Annotated in this window: 20 protein-coding genes; 14 read left to right on the top strand and 6 right to left on the bottom strand. The window is 73.4% G+C overall.

The window, feature by feature from the left end:
- Positions 1-513 precede the first annotated feature (513 nt).
- The 4 genes from ACN27G_RS05565 (at position 514) to ACN27G_RS05550 (ending at position 4,068) form a co-directional block, all read left to right on the top strand.
- On the top strand, positions 514-1,500 hold the full coding sequence (locus ACN27G_RS05565) for a Pecanex-like protein 1 (RefSeq protein ID WP_421491693.1): 987 nt from the start codon (positions 514-516) through the stop codon (positions 1,498-1,500).
- Positions 1,501-1,647: 147 nt separating this feature from the next.
- A complete protein-coding gene (locus tag ACN27G_RS05560) occupies positions 1,648-2,568 on the top strand; it encodes a DNA-3-methyladenine glycosylase family protein (RefSeq protein ID WP_421491692.1) in 921 nt (306 codons plus the stop codon).
- A 75-nt stretch (positions 2,569-2,643) separates the two neighbouring features.
- The gene (locus ACN27G_RS05555) at positions 2,644-3,705 is read left to right on the top strand and encodes a glutathione S-transferase family protein (RefSeq protein WP_421491691.1); all 1,062 of its coding nucleotides are present in this window, start codon (positions 2,644-2,646) and stop codon (positions 3,703-3,705) included.
- 159 nt (positions 3,706-3,864) lie between these two features.
- Positions 3,865-4,068: a hypothetical protein gene (locus ACN27G_RS05550; protein WP_421491690.1), complete on the top strand. Its 204-nt coding sequence runs from the start codon at positions 3,865-3,867 to the stop codon at positions 4,066-4,068.
- Positions 4,069-4,098: 30 nt separating this feature from the next.
- Here ACN27G_RS05550 and ACN27G_RS05545 read toward each other — a convergent pair whose 3' ends face one another.
- Positions 4,099-4,323, bottom strand: coding sequence for a hypothetical protein (locus ACN27G_RS05545; RefSeq protein WP_421491689.1), 225 nt, complete (start codon positions 4,321-4,323; stop codon positions 4,099-4,101).
- 141 nt (positions 4,324-4,464) lie between these two features.
- Here ACN27G_RS05545 and ACN27G_RS05540 point away from each other — a divergent pair, with 141 nt between their 5' ends.
- From ACN27G_RS05540 to ACN27G_RS05515, 6 genes are all read left to right on the top strand, one after another.
- The gene (locus tag ACN27G_RS05540) at positions 4,465-5,559 is read left to right on the top strand and encodes an ATP-dependent DNA ligase (protein ID WP_421491688.1); all 1,095 of its coding nucleotides are present in this window, start codon (positions 4,465-4,467) and stop codon (positions 5,557-5,559) included.
- Between the two features lie 31 nt (positions 5,560-5,590).
- On the top strand, positions 5,591-7,162 hold the full coding sequence (locus tag ACN27G_RS05535; protein ID WP_421491687.1) for an alpha/beta hydrolase: 1,572 nt from the start codon (positions 5,591-5,593) through the stop codon (positions 7,160-7,162).
- 446 nt (positions 7,163-7,608) lie between these two features.
- Complete coding sequence (locus tag ACN27G_RS05530; protein WP_421491686.1) at positions 7,609-8,085, top strand: GNAT family N-acetyltransferase; 477 nt, start codon at positions 7,609-7,611, stop codon at positions 8,083-8,085.
- A 173-nt stretch (positions 8,086-8,258) separates the two neighbouring features.
- Entirely contained in the window at positions 8,259-9,374 is a 1,116-nt protein-coding gene (locus ACN27G_RS05525) for a helix-turn-helix domain-containing protein (protein WP_421491685.1), read from the top strand.
- A gap of 85 nt (positions 9,375-9,459) precedes the next feature.
- Positions 9,460-9,786 (top strand): hypothetical protein, encoded by a 327-nt coding sequence (locus ACN27G_RS05520; RefSeq protein ID WP_421491684.1) that lies wholly within the window; start codon positions 9,460-9,462, stop codon positions 9,784-9,786.
- A complete protein-coding gene (locus ACN27G_RS05515) occupies positions 9,783-10,355 on the top strand; it encodes a hypothetical protein (protein ID WP_421491683.1) in 573 nt (190 codons plus the stop codon). Before ACN27G_RS05520 ends, ACN27G_RS05515 begins: the two co-directional genes overlap by 4 nt.
- Before the next feature lie 189 nt (positions 10,356-10,544).
- Here ACN27G_RS05515 and ligD read toward each other — a convergent pair whose 3' ends face one another.
- Positions 10,545-11,585: a non-homologous end-joining DNA ligase gene (gene ligD, locus ACN27G_RS05510; protein ID WP_421491682.1), complete on the bottom strand. Its 1,041-nt coding sequence runs from the start codon at positions 11,583-11,585 to the stop codon at positions 10,545-10,547.
- Between the two features lie 70 nt (positions 11,586-11,655).
- Positions 11,656-12,189, bottom strand: a complete 534-nt coding sequence (locus ACN27G_RS05505) for a hypothetical protein (RefSeq protein WP_421491681.1) — start codon at positions 12,187-12,189, stop codon at positions 11,656-11,658.
- A 142-nt stretch (positions 12,190-12,331) separates the two neighbouring features.
- Between ACN27G_RS05505 and msrB the strand changes: the two genes are divergently transcribed.
- The 3 genes from msrB to ACN27G_RS05490 are packed head-to-tail and all read left to right on the top strand — an operon-like array spanning position 12,332 to position 13,573.
- Positions 12,332-12,760: a peptide-methionine (R)-S-oxide reductase MsrB gene (gene msrB / locus ACN27G_RS05500; protein WP_421491680.1), complete on the top strand. Its 429-nt coding sequence runs from the start codon at positions 12,332-12,334 to the stop codon at positions 12,758-12,760.
- Positions 12,761-12,796: 36 nt separating this feature from the next.
- A complete protein-coding gene (locus tag ACN27G_RS05495; RefSeq protein WP_421491679.1) occupies positions 12,797-13,057 on the top strand; it encodes a Prokaryotic metallothionein in 261 nt (86 codons plus the stop codon).
- Positions 13,058-13,075: 18 nt separating this feature from the next.
- On the top strand, positions 13,076-13,573 hold the full coding sequence (locus ACN27G_RS05490; RefSeq protein WP_421491678.1) for a GNAT family N-acetyltransferase: 498 nt from the start codon (positions 13,076-13,078) through the stop codon (positions 13,571-13,573).
- Here ACN27G_RS05490 and hemQ read toward each other — a convergent pair.
- The 3 genes from hemQ to hemE are packed head-to-tail and all read right to left on the bottom strand — an operon-like array spanning position 13,557 to position 16,891.
- Complete coding sequence (gene hemQ / locus ACN27G_RS05485; protein WP_421491677.1) at positions 13,557-14,279, bottom strand: hydrogen peroxide-dependent heme synthase; 723 nt, start codon at positions 14,277-14,279, stop codon at positions 13,557-13,559. The genes ACN27G_RS05490 and hemQ overlap by 17 nt on opposite strands.
- On the bottom strand, positions 14,276-15,790 hold the full coding sequence (hemG, locus tag ACN27G_RS05480; protein ID WP_421491676.1) for a protoporphyrinogen oxidase: 1,515 nt from the start codon (positions 15,788-15,790) through the stop codon (positions 14,276-14,278). Before hemG ends, hemQ begins: the two co-directional genes overlap by 4 nt.
- A gap of 18 nt (positions 15,791-15,808) precedes the next feature.
- Positions 15,809-16,891, bottom strand: coding sequence for a uroporphyrinogen decarboxylase (hemE, locus tag ACN27G_RS05475; RefSeq protein ID WP_421491675.1), 1,083 nt, complete (start codon positions 16,889-16,891; stop codon positions 15,809-15,811).
- A 135-nt stretch (positions 16,892-17,026) separates the two neighbouring features.
- Between hemE and ACN27G_RS05470 the strand changes: the two genes are divergently transcribed.
- A complete protein-coding gene (locus ACN27G_RS05470; RefSeq protein ID WP_421491674.1) occupies positions 17,027-17,599 on the top strand; it encodes a DUF3000 domain-containing protein in 573 nt (190 codons plus the stop codon).
- Positions 17,600-17,740: the final 141 nt, after the last annotated feature.

Raw genomic sequence — 17,740 nt, 5'->3', positions numbered from 1 at the left:
GCCTGCGGCGGCCGGGTCGGCGGCACCCTGAGCGGCCCGGTCGGCGGCAACCGACGCGGACCGGACGGCGGTCAGTGGTGCGGACGGCCAGGCCGCCACGGGCCACCGCGGATGGTTAGCTCGCGGAAACATAATTTCCTTTTAAGTGGACCTCAAGAGATTCCTATCTTCCCTATCACGGTTTGACTCTCAGGCAACGCATTCCGTACGGTTTTTTTCGCAACCGAACCGGCTGAATATTCGGAAAGGCAGGAAGATGACGACGATATACGCGTTGCCACAAGGCGACTACGATCGTCGTCCGCTCCGCCGATCTCCGTTGCCGGCGCCGCGCCCGGTGACCCCCGCCGGGCCGGCAGCGCGCCGCTCGCCGGCTCCCGGGCCCGTCTCGCCGTCGGCCCGCCCAGCGTCCCGCCCCCTGCCGACGGCCCGTCTGGCCGTCGGCACCACCAGCCTGGTCCCGCGGAAGTCCGACCTAGCTGACCGAACCCTCTAAGGAAGAGGTGGCACCACGTGAAGAACACCCCCGTCCGCTCCTCACGGCGGCGCTCGAACCGACCACCACGCAACAAGCGCCTGATCGCCGTGCTGGCCACGCTGGGCGTGTTCGGCGCGATCGTCACGGTGACCCAGGTCTCGAACGCCGGCACCTGGAACCGGTGGGGTCGGCCCACCGCGGCACGGCCCTGCCCGACGCCCCCGGCCGCCACCCCGCCCGCGGCGGACCCGTCCAGCTCGCCCGGCGCGGCCGACCCCTCCGCCTCCGCGGTCCCCGAGGGCCCCGGCACGGCGGCGCGGCCGCAGACCCGGTCGTACCGTGACCACGGCGCCATCCACCACCCCGGCGACGGGCAGGAGCCGGGCACCCTGGCCCAGCGCGGTCGCCCCGGCGGCGGCAACGCCAACTGCACCCCCAGCCCGGGTACGTCCAGCGCCGCACCGGGCAACCCGGCCGCCTCGGAGCCGCTGGGCGCGGACTGCTCGGGCAGTGAACTGGAGACGCACGACGGCTTCCAGAACGGCGAGCGCTGCGTCGGCACCGCGTTCGGCGAGGTCGGTGCCCCCGAGAAGAACCCGACCCTGCTGATCACCCAGGCGCCGAACTCGGTCCGGGTCAACCAGCAGTTCACGCTGCGGGTCAGCACCCGCAACCTGGTCCGGGACCGGTTCCTGCCGGCCGGGCAGGGCGGCTACTACAAGGAGAGCTCGTTCCTCAACGAGGACGAGCTGGTCCGTGGCCACTTCCACTCGGCCTGCCGGATGCTGGACAGCACCCGTTCCGCGCCCGACCCGGCGCCGGCCCCGGCGTTCTTCGTGGCGACCGAGGACAGCCAGGGTGGCGCCGAGCCGGACACCGTCGTGGTGACCGTGCCCGGGCTCACCCAGCGGGGTACCGCGCAGTGTGCGGTCTGGGCCGGCGACGGTTCGCACCGGATCCCGATGATGGCCCGCGCCAACCAGGTCCCGGCGTTCGACGCGGTCCGGATCACCGTCCGGTAAATCCGGACCGGGCCGAGCGAGCTACCGACGGGACGGCACCGGGACGCGCACGGGCGTTCCGGTGCCGTCCCGTCATGCCGTCCCGGCGCCTTGCGCCGCACCGGCCCGCCGCTCCGGCCGGTCCCGCTCGCGTGGCAGAGTGTCCGGGTGACCGACACCGGGCCGGCGGCGAGCCGGGTGCTGCGCCCACCCGAGCACTACCATCTCGGCGCCTCCGTCGGCTCGCTGGCGATGGGGGCGCACGACCCGTGCGCCCGGTTCGCCAGCGGGGCGTTCTGGTGGGTGACCCGCACTCCGGCCGGCCCCGGGACCCTGGCGCTGCGCCGGCTCGGCGGTGAGTTGACCGCGGAGGGCTACGGGCCGGGTGCCGGCTGGGTGGTCGACCGGGCCGACGCCGTGGCCGGGCTCCACGACGATCTCACCGGCTTCGACCGCCTCGCCGCCGGGCACCCGCTCGTGGCCCGGCTGGCCCGTACGCACCGCGGGCTCCGGCTGCCCGCCACCGGGCAGGTCTTCCCCCGGCTGCTCCGGGCGATCCTGGAGCAGAAGGTCACCGGCAAGGAGGCGTTCCGGGCGTACGCCTCGACAGTGCGCCGGTTCGGCGGCCCCGCCCCCGGTCCGCTGCCGAATCTCTGGACTCCGCCGGATCCGGCGGCGATAGCCGGCACACCGTACTGGGTGTTCCATCCGTTCGGGGTGGAGCAGCGGCGTGCCGAGACGCTGCGCCGGGCGGCCGCCGCGGCGGACCGGCTGGAGCGGTGCGCCGATCCGGCGGAGGCGACCCGCCGGCTCACCGCCATCGCCGGGATCGGTCCGTGGACCGCCGCCGAGGTGGTCCGGATCGCCTTCGGTGACCCGGACGCGGTGAGTGTCGGCGACTACCACATCCCCAACCTGGTCGCCTGGGCGCTGGCCGGCGAGGCACGCGGCGACGACGCCCGGATGCTCACGCTGCTGGAGCCCTTCCGGGGGCACCGGGGCCGGGTCTGCCTGCTGCTGGAGGCCGGCGGCCAGCACGCGCCCCGGTTCGGCCCCCGGATGCCGGTCCGCTCCTTCGCCCGTTTCTGAGCCTTCGGTGTGATCCGGATGGCCGGTGACCCGGAGGGGTGTGGATCCGGCGGAGGTTTGGGGAACGATAGCGGAATGTCGAACACCGCAGCGGGCAGCACCGAAAAGGGCAGCACCACCGAGGGCAGTTACGTCAGCCAGGGTGGGGAGTTCACCCGGGACCAGCGCTACATCGCCACCCGGATCACCGCCGACGGGCGGGACGGCTATCCGGTGGAGCCCGGCCGGTACCGCCTGGTGGTGAGCCGGGCCTGCCCGTGGGCCAACCGGGCGATCATCGTCCGCCGGCTGCTCGGCCTGGAGGACGTGCTCTCGATGGGTGTCGCCGGGCCGACCCACGACGCCCGGAGCTGGACGTTCGACCTCGACCCGGGCGGCCGTGACCCGGTGCTCGGCATCGAGCGGATCCAGGCGGCCTACTTCGCCCGCTTCCCCGGGTACGAGCGCGGGATCACCGTGCCGGCGATCGTCGACGTGCCGACCGGGCAGGTGGTGACCAACGACTACGCCCAGATCACCCTCGACCTGTCGACGCAGTGGCGGGCGTACCACCGGCCCGGCGCCCCGGACCTGTACCCGGAGCCGCTGCGCGCCGAGATCGACGAGGTGAACGGGGTCGTCTTCGCCGACGTCAACAACGGCGTCTACCGGTGCGGCTTCGCCGGCAGCCAGGAGGCGTACGCAACGGCGTACGAGCGGCTCTTCGACCGGCTGGACTGGCTCTCGGCCCGGCTGGCGACCCAGCGCTACCTGGTCGGCGACACCATCACCGAGGCCGACGTGCGGCTCTTCACCACGCTTGTCAGGTTCGACGCGGTGTATCACGGCCACTTCAAGTGCAACCGGCAGAAGCTGACCGAGCAACCGGTGCTCTGGGCCTATGCCCGGGACCTCTTCAGCACGCCGGGGTTCGGCGACACGGTCGACTTCGACGACATCAAGCGGCACTACTACGAGGTGCACCGGGACATCAACCCGACCGGGATCGTGCCGCTCGGGCCGGATCTGTCGAACTGGCTGGAGCCGCACGGCCGGGAGGCGCTGGGTGGCCGCCCCTTCGGCGCCGGCAGTCCGCCGCCGCCCCCGCGTGACGGCGAGGTCGTCCCCGCCGGGCACACCCCGCTGCCGACGGCCTGACCCGCTACGCGGCCGTGAAATGAATCGGCCACTCACCTAGATTCATGGCACGACGGTGCGGTGGTCCGTGCCCGAACGTCCCGAATAGCCGCATAATGCAACGCAGACCGCTGGGGCATCCGCCCCAAAGCGGCATAAAAGGAGCGAAAGGCCCTGATAGTGAAGCTGACGTTCATTCGGAAGACCGCGCAGAGCCAGGTCAACAACTGCCCGTCGCTGTACCGCACCGACCGGGACACCTTCATCGTGCAGGGGTGGCGGGTCTCCGACCCCGAGGCCCTGGCCCAGCTCGACATCCCCGCGCACGAAACCGCGGTGGAGGTGCCGGCCGACGTCCTGGCCGAGATCGCGAAGAAGCTCTAGCTCTGCGCCGACTCCGGTAACCATTTCGGTTCACGAGGCCCGGCCGGCCGGACGTTCACGCAGGTCGGCCAGGGTCACCGGGGTACGGTCCCGCAGCAGCCGCTCCAGCGCCGCGATCGTGCCCACCTCACCGAGTACGTCCACCCCGCCGACGTCCCGGCGATAGCGATACGCCAGCCGGTAGAGATATCTCCCGCCGACCCGCTCGACACTCACCTGCCACCGCCCGCAGCAGGCGCACACCCAGCCCCGCATCCCGAGAAGATAGCCCTGACCAGCGAAAACGCTCCGAGCGCGGTAGCCGGCACGGGACGGGTGGGACCGGTGGGGCCGGTGTGCCGCCCTTCTGCCGCGCAGGGCACCCCGGTACGTCGCCCATCTGGTTGACTTGGCCGGGTGGAGCTGCCGATCAACCCGCCGGTCGAGCCGATGCTGGCCAGGAGCGTGCCGAAGATTCCCACCGCGCCCGGGATGAGCTACGAGCCGAAGTGGGACGGCTTCCGCTGCATCGTGTTCCGCGACGGCGACGAGGTCGAGCTGGCCAGCCGGGGCGGCAAGACACTGACCCGCTACTTCCCCGAGGTCGTCGCCCAGGCCCGTGCACAACTGCCGGCCCGGTGCGCGGTCGACGGCGAGCTCGTGGTGATCCGCCGGGACGGCCCGGACGGTGGCCCCCGGCTCGACTTCGAGCTGCTCAGCCAGCGCATCCACCCGGCCGCGTCCCGGGTCACCATGCTGGCCGAGACCACCCCGGCCGACCTGGTCGCCTTCGACCTGCTGGCCGTCGGCGACGAGTCGCTGCTCGACCTGCCCTACCAGCGGCGCCGGGCCAGGCTCGCCGACGAGCTGCGCGGGGTCGTCCCGCCGGTGCACCTCACCCAGACCACCACCGACCCGGAGACGGCGGGCCGCTGGTTCGAGATCTTCGAGGGGGCCGGGCTGGACGGGCTGGTCGCCAAGCCGGCCGACATCCCGTACGAGCCGGGGAAGCGGCTCATGTTCAAGGTCAAGCACACCCGGACGGCCGACGTCGTGGTCGCCGGGTTCCGCTGGCACAAGTCCGGCCCGGTGGTCGGCTCGCTGCTGCTCGGCCTCTACGACGACAGCGGCACCCTGCACCACGTCGGCGTCTCGGCGTCGTTCAGCGCCGCCCGCCGGGCCGAGCTGCTGGACGAGCTGGCGCCGTACCGCGAGGGCGTGACCGACCACCCGTGGGCGCACGGCGACCACACCGCCGGGCAGCGCATCCCGGGCGGGCCGAGCCGGTGGTCCGGCACCAAGAGCCTGGAGTGGGTGCCGCTCCGGCCGGAGCTGGTGGTCGAGGTCGGCTACGACGCGATGGAGGGCGAGCGGTTCCGGCACACCGCCCAGTTCGTCCGCTGGCGGCCCGACCGGGACCCGGCCTCCTGCGGGTACGACCAGCTCGACCGCCCGGTCCGGTTCGACGTCGACCAGGTGCTCCGGGGCGATCCGCTCGCCCCCGGCGCGTAGCCTGTCGATCGACACGACCACGGAGGATCCCTTGGCCCGCTCCCACCCTCGCCGGCTGGCCCTCGCCGGCTTCCTGGCCGTCGTGGTGCTCACCGCCGGCTGCACCATTCCGCTGTTCCGGCCGGACGCCGGGGACGAGCCTGGCGGCGCCGGTGCACCGGCCAACGGCGCGGGCGCGGACTGGCAACCCTGCCCGGAGGTGCCGCGCGAGCTCGTCGGCCGGACCGCGCCGAACATGCGGTACGAGTGCGCCACCATCTCCGTACCCGATGACTGGGCCGCGGCCGGCGCGGCCGGCACCGGTGGCGGGAAGCTGGAGATCTCCCTGCTGCGGATCCGGTCGAGCAAGCAGCGGGACCGGATCGGCTCGCTGCTGATAAACCCGGGCGGGCCGGGCGGTTCCGGCGTCGACGCGGCGGTCTACCTCTCGTTCGGGTCCAGCTTCGGCGGCCTGCCCGACGAGGTCACCCGGCGCTTCGACATCATCGGCTTCGACCCCCGGGGCGTCTCCCGCTCCTCCCCGGTCAAGTGCGTCTCCGACGCCGACCTGGACCGCGCCTTCGGCTTCGAGCCCGACCCGGACGACCAGGCGGAGTTCGACGAGCTGGTGGCGCTGAACCGCACGATCGGCGACGCCTGCGGCGCCAGGTACGGCGAGCGGCTGCGGCTCTTCTCCACCGAGCAGGCCGCGCACGACATGGACGCGATCCGCGCCGCCGTCGGCGACGAGAAGCTGAGCTACCTCGGCTACTCCTACGGCACCCTGCTCGGCGCCACCTATGCGCAGCTCTTCCCGCGCAACGTCCGGGCGCTGGTGCTCGACGGCGCGGTCGACCCGGAGCAGGACATCGTCGCCGGCTCGGAGAGCCAGGCCAAGGGCTTCGAGCGGGCCTTCACCAACTTCACCGCCTGGTGTGCCGGCAATCCCGGCCGATGCCCGATCTCCCCGGACGCCCGGGGTGCGGTGACCGACGCGCTGGAGAAGGCCCGGGTCTCCCCGGTACGCGGCGACGGCGGCCGGGAGGCGACCGCCGGCTGGGTCTTCTACGCGGTCATCTCCTCGCTCTACACCGAGGCCGGCTGGCAGAAGCTCGCCGCCGCGATCGACTCGCTCGCCAAGGGCGATCCGGAGGAGGTCTTCGAGCTCGCCGACTCGTACGCCGAGCGGGGCGAGGACGGCCGCTACACCAACCTCTTCGACGCCAACCTCGCGGTCAACTGCGCCGACGAGGAGAACCGGGTCGGCGTCGACCGGATCCGGTCGTTGCAGACGGAGTGGCGCACGAAGTATCCCCTCTTCGGCGCCCCGCTCGCGGTGGGGATGCTGAGCTGCGAGTTCTGGCCCGCGCAGCGGGATCCCTATCCGACCGGACCCGCCACCGGCGCGCCGCCGATCGTGGTCGTCGGCACCACCGGTGACCCGGCCACCCCCTACGAGCAGACGCCGAAACTCGCCGGGATGCTCGACGTCGGGGTCGTGCTGACCTGGCAGGGTGAGGGGCACACGGCGTATCCGCAGACCCGCTGCATCACGGACGCGGTCGACAAGTACCTGATCGAGCTGAAGCCGCCGAGCGCCGGCACCACCTGCCCGGCCCGCTGACCCGACACCGCCCGCCCGCCCGCACCGGGCCGGCCCTGACGCGGGTGCGGCGACAGCACCCGATCCCGGACGGCGACCCCGGACGGCGAGCGGGGGGAGCGGGGCGGCGAGCGGGGCGGGACGGCTTGCCCGGTGGTCGCCTGCGGCGGGGCGGGACCTGGGTGGTGATACTCGGTGCGCCCCCTGTCGAGCTGGGTGCACGAACGGGGCGCCCCGCCTGCCGACGGCCGCTGCCGACGACGGTTGCCGACGACGGCCCGCGACCAGCGGGTGACTCCAGGCGGGCGCACAAGCGGGGCAGCTCGACAGTGTGCGCATCGCAGGCTTGACCGCCGAGCCCTCGCGGCGGGCCAGCGGGCGCACAAGCGGGGCAGCTCGACAGTGTGCGCATCGGACGCCTGGGAGCGGCGAGCCCGTGCGGAGGGCCGGTGTGCCAGGCTGGGCCGGTGAGTGAGCTGATCTTCCGGAGCGCGCGCAGGGCGGACGTCCCGGCCATCGTCACGATGCTGCTCGACGACGAGGTGACCGCCAGCCGAGAGGCGGCAGAGCCGACGGAGCCGACGGGTGAGGAGGTCGACGCCGCCTACTGGGCCGGCTTCGAGGCGGTCGACGCCGATCCACGCAACGAGCTGATCGTCGCCGAACTCGACGGCGAGGCGGTCGGCACGATGCAGCTCACCTTCATCCCCTCGGTCAGCCGGCGCGGCGCCGAACGGATGCAGATCGAGGCGGTCCGGGTCCGCGCCGACCGGCGCGGCGATGGCATCGGCCGGCGGATGATGGCCTGGGCGGTGGACCGGGCCCGGGAACGCGGCTGCCGGCTGGTCCAGTTGACCACCGACAAGCGGCGTACGGACGCGCACCGGTTCTATGCCTCGCTGGGCTTCGAGGCCAGTCACGAGGGCATGAAGCTGACGCTCTGACGCAGGCCATCGGCAGAAGATGAGGCTCAGTAGTCGCGTCCATCCGCCTGGTGCGAGCTCGGCGGCCGGGTCGCGGACCAGCGGCGGCAGCTCGGGTACCGTCGAAAGTGGCGGTCCGGGGTTACGGCCCAGGCCGTCGCCACCCCAGCCGTAACCTGGGAAGGCCAATCACCATGCCCCGGATCGTCGATCCACGCTTTCCGATCCTGCTACGCACCCTGCGTCAACAGCGCGGACTGACGCTGCGTGCCCTCGCGCCGTTGGTGCTGTCGAGCCGGAGTCACCTAGCCGACTTCGAACACGGCCGGAAGCGACCGACCAGGGAGACCGCCGAGCGGCTTGACGAGGTTCTCGGCGCTGACGGTGCTCTAGCCGCCATGGTCCGGGAGGAGCTTCCCTTCGGTTCCGGGGAAGCCGATCGACTCCAGTACGCAGCGCGTAGCGGGCGGGTGGATGCCGCCACCGTGGAATCTCTCGCCGCTGTACTGGCTCACCAGCGACGTCTGGAGGATGCCGTCGGGTCATCGGCCATGGTCGCCCCCGTGCTGGCGCAGCTACGTCTCATCGAGGCGATGGTGAACGGCGCCCGGCAAGATGAGACGTGGCGCCCCCTGATCGACACGGCGGGTCAGTGGGCCCACTTCGCCGGATGGCTGTGTACGACGACCGGCGAGCACGACCAGGGCCGCGCCTGGTATCAGCGGGGACTGGAGTGGGCGACCGAGGCGGGAAACCCCCATCTGCTGGCCACCATCCTGTCGATGCGCGGGCATCTCGCCTGGGTGCGGGGACAGTTCCCCGCGATGGTCGGGCATTCCCGTGCGGCGGCCTGGCAGCCGGCCAGCCTCGGCGTCCGCGCTCTCGCCGTGCAACAGGAAGCCCGCGGGTTGGCTCTGTTGGAGGATGCCCGCGCCGCCGAGGACGGTCTCGACCGGGCAGAGGAATTGGCCGTACGGGCGACGGACCATCCCGAGGCAGAGCCCGACTGGATGTACTTCTACGATCCGACGTTCTTCCAGCTTCAGCGCGGCTTGGCGCAGCACTACCTGGGCCGGCCTGACCGGGCTGCCGAGTTGCTGTCGGGCGGCCTGGACCGGCTGCCGGCGGAGGTCCGGCAATCCGATTGGATCGGCTGGTACGTGGTCCAACTCGCCAGCGCCCACGCAGCCTCTGGAGAAGCGGATGTGGCGCGTAGTCGGATCGGTGAGGCCCGGTCCATCGCGGACGCGACGGGTGCCACGCGACTGTCCCGGGACGTCGCAGAGGTCGAGCGCGCCCTCGACGACTGAGCTTGTCCGCGGACACGCGGCAGACAGCGCAGGGATTCCGCCGATCGACCGCCGGCAGCAACGCTGACCACGGGGAGTTCGGCCCGTGTGGATCGTCGCCATCCGGGTCGCGGCGCCCCGGCCGGTCCGGAGCTTCGTCCCCCGGACGCTCCGGACCGGTCACCGGATCAGGTTGAGAGTGGCGCTCCGCGACTGGTTTCCGGGGCGCCACGACCCAGGAGGTGACGCGACAGTGGATCTCATGGACCGGTGGCAGGCGGATCGCCGGATCGAGGAACAGCACCAGGACGGCGGCCGGTGCACCGAGTGCGCACCGCGCGGCGGGTGCCTCCGTCTGCTCGCCGCCGTCCGCCGCCGCGTCGACCGGGCGGACACCGGCACGATCCGGGTCGGCCTCGGGCGGCTGGTGTGAACCCCGCCGACGGACCACCCGGACTCGCGATCGACACCGCACAGCGGATCGTCCTCGGCCACGCCACCGATCCGCCCGCACCCTGCACCCAGTGCCGGGAACGGCGCTGCTGGCTGCTGGAGACCGCCGTCAAGGTCGTCGCGTTCGCCGGTGAGCCGATCGACCCGACCCTGTACGCCGCGATCACCACCGCCGCGCGGCGGATCGCCGACGTGCACGCACCCGGCGACGACCGGCTCTGCTCCCCGTGCCTGCTGGAGGAGTGCGAGCCGCTGGAGATCGCGACCGCCTGGCTGCACGTCGCCGCAGAGCAGACCGCCGCGCCCCGGACCGTCGTGGACGTCCTCACACCGGACCTGGACGAGGCGCGGCGGGTGGTGCGGCAGCACCAGGGGTACGGCTGCCCACAGTGCACACCGACGGGCTGTCCGGCCGAGGACGCGGCGGTGCCGGTGGTCTTCGACGACGTGGCGGGCCGCTGGCCGTCCGGCCCGAAGACCCTCGACGAGGTGGAACGGATCGCCCGCGAGATGCGCGGCGGGTCGGGGTTAACCACACCGGACTTTTGATCAGGTTGCTGTCCACAGGGCGCCCGCTTGCCCACGGCTCGGCAGCCTGCCGTGGCGTCGCCGCAACGGCGTCGGGCAGGCTGCCGATGTCGGGGTGACCACGCTTTGGCCGCCGGTCACGACACGACGCAGGTGGGGGCGGATCGGAGGGCCCGGCCACCTGAGAGATTGCTCGGTCAGCTCAACGGCCTACGTGGACCGCTTTGCGCGGCTGGGCTGCACCCGTTTCGGCTCGCCCGGCATCTTCGGGTGGTCGGGCGGGTAGGGCAGGTCGCCGGAGCCGTCCCGGTCGTCCCGGTCGGCCCACTCCAGCAGCGGGGTGATGTCCCACGGGTCGTCGTCGATGCCGGCGTGCGGGTCGCCGATCCTGGCCATCCGCTCGGGCACGGTCTTCAGGTCGAAGTCGTCCGGCTCGACGTCGGGCAGCTCGTCCCAGGTGACCGGGGTGGAGACGGTGGCCCGGGCATTGGCCCGCAGCGAGTACGCGCAGGCGATGGTGCGGTCCCGGGCCATCTGGTTGTAGTCGACGAAGACCTTCTCACCGCGCTGCTCCTTCCACCACACGGTGGTGACCAGGTCGGGGCGGCGCCGCTCGACCTCCCGGGCGAACGCGATCACCGCCCGGCGTACCTCGGTGAAGGTCCAGCGCGGCGCGATCCGGAGGTAGACGTGCACGCCCCGGCCGCCGGAGGTCTTCGGCCAGCCGGTGGCGCCGAGCTCGTCGAGGAGCCCGCGCACCTCGCCGGCCGCCTCGACCGCGTCGGCGAAGTCGGTGCCCGGCTGCGGGTCGAGGTCGATGCGCAGCTCGTCGGGGCGGTCCACGTCGCCGCCCCGGACCGGCCAGGGGTGGAAGACCACGGTGCCCATCTGGGCCGCCCAGGCGACGTGCGCCAGGTCGGCCGGGCAGAGCTCGTCGGCGCTCCGGCCGCTCGGAAACTGGATCGTCGCGGTCTCGATCCAGGGCGGCACGCCCCGGGCCGGCACCCGCTTCTGGTAGAACATCTCCCCCTCGATGCCCTCGGGGAAGCGCTGCAACGCCGTCGGCCGGTTGCCCAGCGCACGCATGATCCCGTCGCCGACCGCGAGGTAGTAGTCGAACATGTCCTTCTTGGTGAACCCGCGCCGGGGGAAGTAGACCCGGTCCGGGCTGCTCAGCCGCACGGTGTGCCCGGCCACCTCGACCTCGATGGGCTTCGCCTTCGCGCTGCCACCAGCGCCGCCACCAGCCATGCGCCGACCCTATGCCACCGGTCGGACTCCGGTGACCCGACACGGAACCACCGGTCGGGACGGGCCCGGGTCAGGACAGGGCGCGCGCCTCCGGTTCCCGGCTGCCGTGCCGGTGCGCCTCCCAGACCTGGCAGATCAGCACCAGCTTCTGCTCGAACCTCGGGTCCCGGTCGAAGAGGCCACCGTCGTACGGTGCGTGCAGCCGGAGCATCCCGCCGTCGGTGAGATAGACGGCGACGACGGTACGGTCACGGCGCCGCTCCGCCCGGATGTCGGCCACCCGCAGCCACGACACGAAGGCGTACGTCCCGTAGGCCCGGCCCCGCAGCCCGGCCTCGTCCAGCCGGGTCCGGGCCCGGAGGCGGTCGGCGGCACCGCACAACACGCCGAGCGGCAGCGGTGCGAGCACGGCGATCCAGGCCAGCTCGGTGAGCTCCCGCTGCCCCGGCAGGGCGCTCGCGAGCACTATCACGGCACCGCTGCCCAGCCCGCCCCAGCGCAGCCCGCGTACCACCGCCTGCCGCCAGCTCAGCCGGAACTCGGCCAGCACCGGCGGGTGCTGGCGGCGTCGTCTACCTCCGCCCGGCCCGGTGGCCGCCCGCATGCCCTGTCAACGACTCGCCCGCCGACCGGTGATTCGTTGCCCGTTTCCCGCTGTTTTCCCGGCGGTTCCCGTGATCGTCACCGCTCTCCCCCGTGATCATCGCCGCTGCGCCGGTCGGCGCTCCCCGCCGTACCGTAGAGGCATGACTGACAACGATGTCCGGGACGACGCGGAGAACCGGCTGCCCGACAGCGAGCAGGAGTGGCGGGTCCGGCTCACACCGGAGGAGTTCCGGGTGCTCCGCCAGGCGGGCACGGAACGCCCCTGGACCGGCGAGTACGTCGACACCACGACCCCGGGCCTCTACCGCTGCCGGGCCTGCGGCGCGGAGCTCTTCAGCAGCGACACCAAGTTCGACTCGCACTGCGGCTGGCCGAGCTTCGACCAGGCGCTGCCCGGTGCGATCCGCTACCTGGAGGACCGTTCGCTCGGCATGGTCCGGATCGAGGTGCGCTGCGCCACCTGCGACTCGCACCTCGGGCACCGCTTCGACGGCGAGGGGTTCACGCCCACCAACGCCCGGTACTGCATCAACTCCGTCTCCATGCGCCTGGACCCCGCCAAGACGTAGAATTCGGTCAGATGTGTCTAATGGGGGGAATCTGACATGGCAACCTGCGAGGTCTGCGGGAACGACTACTGGCTGGCGTTCGAGGTCCGCACCACGAGCGGGGACGTGCACACCTTCGACTCGTTCGAGTGCGCCGCGCACAAGCTCGCGCCGGTCTGCGAACACTGCGGGATCCGGATCCTCGGCCACGGCGTCGAGGTCTCCGGCCGCTTCTTCTGCTGCGGGCACTGCGCCCGCACCGTCGAGGGCGAGCGCGGAGCGGAGATCCGGGACGCCGTCGGCGCCCGTCCCGCCTGACCCGCCTACCATCGCGGGATGCACCCCTCGCAGTCGCCACCGCGCCGGTCGGACCCCTCGGAGCGGGTCGGGTTCCGGGTCGCGTCCTTCGCCGACCTCGACACCCGGACCCTGCACGACCTGCTGAAGCTGCGGGTCGACGTCTTCGTGGTGGAGCAGGAGTGCGCCTATCCCGAGCTCGACGGCCGGGACGTCGAGCCGGGCACCCGGCACCTCTGGCTGGCCCGCGACCGCGCGCCCGTCGCGTACCTGCGGCTGCTGGCCGACCCGGGCGGGGTCGAACGGATCGGCCGGGTGGCGGTGGCCCGGGACGCCCGGGGCGGCGGGCACGCCGGGCGGCTGATGCGCGAGGCGCTGACCGTGGTCGGCGCCCGGCCCTGCGTCCTGGACGCCCAGGCACACCTGGTCGACTTCTACGCCCGCTACGGCTTCACCACCAGCGGCCCCGAGTACGTCGAGGACGGCATCCCGCACGTGCCGATGCGCCGCGAGGCCGCCGCTACGGCAGGGCGTTGACCAGCTCGCCGACGCTGCGGCGCCGGCCGGTGAAGAACGGCACCTCCTCGCGGACGTGCCGGCGGGCCCGGGAGGCGCGCAGGTCGCGCATCAGGTCGACGATCCGGTGCAGCTCGTCGGCCTCGAAGGCGAGCAGCCACTCGTAGTCGCCGAGCGCGAACGAGGCGACCGTGTTGGCCCGGACGTCCGGATAACCGCGCGCCATCCCGCCGTGCTCGGCCAGCATCTCCCGGCGCTCGGCGTCGGGCAGCAGATACCACTCGTAGGAGCGGACGAAGGGGTAGACGCAGACGTAGCCCCGGGGCGGCTCGCCGGCCAGGAACGCCGGCACGTGACTCTTGTTGAACTCCGCCGGCCGGTGCAGCGCCATCTGCGACCAGACCGGCGCCAACTGCCGGCCGAGCGTGGTGCGGCGCAGCCGGGCGTACGCGTCCTGCAGGGCGTCGCTGGAGGAGGAGTGCCACCAGATCATCACGTCCGCGTCGGCGCGCAACCCGGAGACGTCGTAGCTGCCGCGTACCACCACGTCCTTGCCGGCCAGCTCCTCGAAGAGCGACTCGATCTCGGCCGCGATCCGGTCCCGGGCCTCCGGCAGCGGAGCCGTCGCCCGGAACACCGACCACATCGTGTAGCGGATGCTCTCGTTCAGCTCGCGCAGCCGTGCCGCGTTGCTCTGGTCCCGTCCGCCGATCTGTTCCGCAGTCATACCGTCGATACTCCCAACACCTTGATGATCTCCTCGGCCGCGGTCTCGCCGGAGCGTACGCAGACCGGAATCCCCACCCCGTCGTAGCCGGCACCGGCGAGCGTCAGTGTGGGGTGCGCGGTCCGCAGCGCCGTCCGGGCCGCGGCCACCCGGTCCAGGTGCCCCGGGGCGTACTGCGGCAGCGAACCGCCCCAGCGCTGCACGGAGCTGTCGAGCGGCGCCGGCAGCCCGGCGCCGAGCAGGTCGGAGAGCTCCTGGCGGACCGCCGAGACCAGTTCGTCGTCGGCGCGTTGCAGCAGGTGCTCCTCGCCGTGCCGGCCGACCGACGCGCGCAGCAGCACTGTCCCGTCCGGCCGGCGCAGGTGAGCCCACTTGCTGGTGAAGAAGGTGGCCGCCTTGACCAGGGTGCCCTCGTTCGCCGGCACCAGGAAGCCGGAGAGGTCGGCCGGGATCCCGCCGGTCGCCGGGACCCTGCCGGCGGCCGGAGCCGCCGCCGCCAGCGCCGGCGCCAGGTCGCCGCCGAGCGGGCCCAAGGCTGCCGCCGGCCCGGGCAGGGCGAGACTGACCAGCGCCACGCTGGCGTAGTCGAGCCGGCCGACAAGCGCGCCGGCCGCCACGTCGAACCCGCCGAGCAGCCGCGCGGCGGGCCGGGCCGGCAGCGCCAGCAGCACGGCGTCGACCTCGACCAGTTCCGGGTCGCGGGTCGGGCCGATCACCAGCCGCCAGCCGTGCCCGGCGGGGAGCAGCTCCCGGACGGTCGCGTCGAGCCGGATCCGGGCCCGGGCCGCCTCGGCGGCGGCGGCCACCAGCCGGCCGATCCCGCCGTCGACGGTGGCGAAGACCGGGGTGCCGGCCGGCCGGGGAGCGGCGGCCAGGGCCGCCCGGACCGCCCCGGTCAGGGTCGGCTCGGTGCGCGCCGCCCGGGCCAGCCCGGGCATCGTCGCGGCCAGCGACAGCTCGTCGGCGCGGCCGGCGTACACCCCGCCGAGCATCGGGTCGACGAGCCGGTCGACCACCTCGTCGCCGAGCCGGCGCCGGACCAGCTCTCCGACGGTCGGGTCCTCGTCGGGGCCGAGCAGCGGGCGGCCCTCGTCGGTGTCCCGCTCCGCCGCCGGCCGGGCCACCGCCGCCACCGCGGCCAGGTCTCCGGGTACGCCGACCAGGGTGCCCGGGGGCATCGGCCGAAGCTCGCCACCGATCGCCAGGGCGGCCCGGCCGGTCGTCGGGTGCACCAGCGCGTCGGCCAGCCCCACCCGCCGGGCCAGGGCGACCGCCGCCGAGTCCCCGCCGGCCGGGTCGCGCACCAGGAACGCCTCGGCGCCCAACTCGACAGTGGAACCGGCCAGCGAGCCGGTGCGCAGCTTGCCGCCGAGCACCGCGGACCGCTCGTACAGCAGGATCTCGGTGTCGGCGGGAAGCCGGTCCCGCAGCCGGACGGCGGCGGCCAGCCCGCTGATCCCGCCGCCCACCACGGCGATCCGCAGCCCGCCGGCCCGTGTCGTCTCCGTCACCCCGTGCCCGCCTTTCGCTCAGCTCCCGGACGCCTCGTGGACCAGGGCGACCACCCGGGTCAGCACGTCGGGATCGGTCTCCGGGAGTACGCCGTGTCCCAGGTTGAAGACGTGCCCGGGTGCGGTGGCGCCCTCGCCGAGCACCCGGCGCACCTCGGCCTCGACCACCGGCCACGGGGCGAAGAGCACGGCCGGGTCCAGGTTGCCCTGCACGGCCCGGTCCGGCCCGACCCGCACCGTCGCCACGTCCAGCGGGGTACGCCAGTCCACCCCGACCACGTCCACACCGGCCTCGCCCATCGCACCGAGCAGCTCGGCGGTGCCGACCCCGAAGTGGATGCGTGGCACGCCCGCGTCGGCCAGCCCGCGCAGCACCGCCGCCGAGTGCGGCAACACGAAGCGGCGGTAGTCGGCCTCGGAGAGCGCCCCGGCCCACGAGTCGAAGAGCTGCACCGCCGAGACACCGGCCGTCACCTGCACGCGGAGGAAGGCGAGGGTGATCTCGGCCAGCCGGGCCAGCAGCGCGTGCCAGACGTCGGGGGCGCCGTGCATCAGTGCCTTGGTCCGGACGTGGTTGCGGGACGGGCCGCCCTCGACGAGATAGCTGGCGAGCGTGAACGGCGCACCGGCGAAGCCGATCAGCGGGGTGTCGCCGAGCTCGGCGACGAGCAGCCGGACCGCCTTGTCCACAAAGGAGACATCGGAGGAGTCGATGGGCCGGATCCGGTCGACGTCGGCGAGGGTGCGCACCGGCTCGGCCACCACCGGACCGGTCCCGGGCACGATGTCCAGGTCCACCCCGGCGGCCGCCACCGGCACGACGATGTCGCTGAAGAGGATCGCCGCGTCGACGCCGTGCCGGCGTACCGGCTGGAGGGTGATCTCGGCGACCAGCTCCGGCCGGCGGCAGGAGTCCAGCATGCCGATCCCGGCCCGCACCGCACGGTATTCCGGCAGTGAACGCCCGGCCTGCCGCATGAACCAGACCGGGGTGTGGGGCACCGGCTCGCGCCGGCAGGCCCGGACGAACGGCGAATCGGCCGGGCCGCCCGGGGTCGGCTGGTCGTCCCGGGCCGGAGTGCCCGCAGTCGTGGTGCTCATCGGCGCAATCGTGCCACGGCCCGCGACACCGGCGACGGCCACCGTCCGGTTTTGTGGCCCGCCAGACGCGCTGTGGCACCGGCCGACCGGCGCGGCGCCCCACCACAGCGCCGACGATCGGCTTAGGCTGCGAATATGGCCTCGCCGATCGTCCAGCCGGAGACCTTCGCCCGTGCGGTGGCCGGGCTGCGGTCGGCGACGCCACGTGCGGAGATCCTGCTGGAGGAGGTCGGCGCCCCGCAGCGGCTGGCCCCGTACGCCTTCGCGTTGAGCGCCACGGTGAGCCGCGACGGCGAGGAGGTGGCCACCGGCCGACTCATCCTGCTGCACGACCCGGCCGGACACGACGGCTGGGAGGGGACGCTGCGCCTGGTCACCTACGTCACCGCCGAGCTGGAGATCGACCTGGCCGCCGACCCGCTGCTGCCCGGCGTCGGCTGGACCTGGCTGACCGACGCGCTGCAGGCGCGCGGTGCGGCCTACCGGGCGCTCGGTGGGACGGTGACCCAGACCATGTCCACCCGGTTCGGCGAGCTGGCCGGCCCGCCGGCTGCCGGCGACATCGAGATCCGCGCCTCCTGGACGCCGATCGACGACGACCTGCGGGCGCACCTGCTGGCCTGGTGCACCCTGCTCGCCTCCACCGCCGGGCTGCCGCCGCCCGGCGTCAGCGTGCTGCCGCACTCCCGCCCGGCCGGCGCCGCCTGAGGCCGCCCCTGGGTCTGTCGGCCGCTGCCGGTACGGCCCCTGGGGTTCGGGCGGGGCGGCCGAACCCAGCAGCCCCAAGCGTTTCGGCGGCCCCGCGGGTCCCACCCGACCCGACTCGCCGGACCGGCTGCGCCAACCGAA

The sequence above is a fragment of the Plantactinospora sp. WMMB334 genome, from assembly GCF_049179095.1.
Lineage (GTDB): Bacteria > Actinomycetota > Actinomycetes > Mycobacteriales > Micromonosporaceae > Plantactinospora.
This window is presented reverse-complemented; position numbering and strand designations above follow the sequence as displayed.

Bases quoted from the DNA above. Each gene is read 5' to 3' on its own strand.
- ACN27G_RS05490 (WP_421491678.1), top strand. From the start codon at position 13,076: ATGCACCCCTCGCAGTCGCCACCGCGCCGGTCGGACCCCTCGGAGCGG.
- hemE (WP_421491675.1), bottom strand. From the start codon at position 16,891: ATGAGCACCACGACTGCGGGCACTCCGGCCCGGGACGACCAGCCGACC.
- msrB (WP_421491680.1), top strand. From the start codon at position 12,332: ATGACTGACAACGATGTCCGGGACGACGCGGAGAACCGGCTGCCCGAC.
- ACN27G_RS05470 (WP_421491674.1), top strand. From the start codon at position 17,027: ATGGCCTCGCCGATCGTCCAGCCGGAGACCTTCGCCCGTGCGGTGGCC.
- hemQ (WP_421491677.1), bottom strand. From the start codon at position 14,279: ATGACTGCGGAACAGATCGGCGGACGGGACCAGAGCAACGCGGCACGG.
- ACN27G_RS05525 (WP_421491685.1), top strand. From the start codon at position 8,259: ATGCCCCGGATCGTCGATCCACGCTTTCCGATCCTGCTACGCACCCTG.
- ACN27G_RS05555 (WP_421491691.1), top strand. From the start codon at position 2,644: ATGTCGAACACCGCAGCGGGCAGCACCGAAAAGGGCAGCACCACCGAG.
- ACN27G_RS05495 (WP_421491679.1), top strand. From the start codon at position 12,797: ATGGCAACCTGCGAGGTCTGCGGGAACGACTACTGGCTGGCGTTCGAG.
- ligD (WP_421491682.1), bottom strand. From the start codon at position 11,585: ATGGCTGGTGGCGGCGCTGGTGGCAGCGCGAAGGCGAAGCCCATCGAG.
- ACN27G_RS05505 (WP_421491681.1), bottom strand. From the start codon at position 12,189: ATGCGGGCGGCCACCGGGCCGGGCGGAGGTAGACGACGCCGCCAGCAC.
- ACN27G_RS05545 (WP_421491689.1), bottom strand. From the start codon at position 4,323: ATGCGGGGCTGGGTGTGCGCCTGCTGCGGGCGGTGGCAGGTGAGTGTC.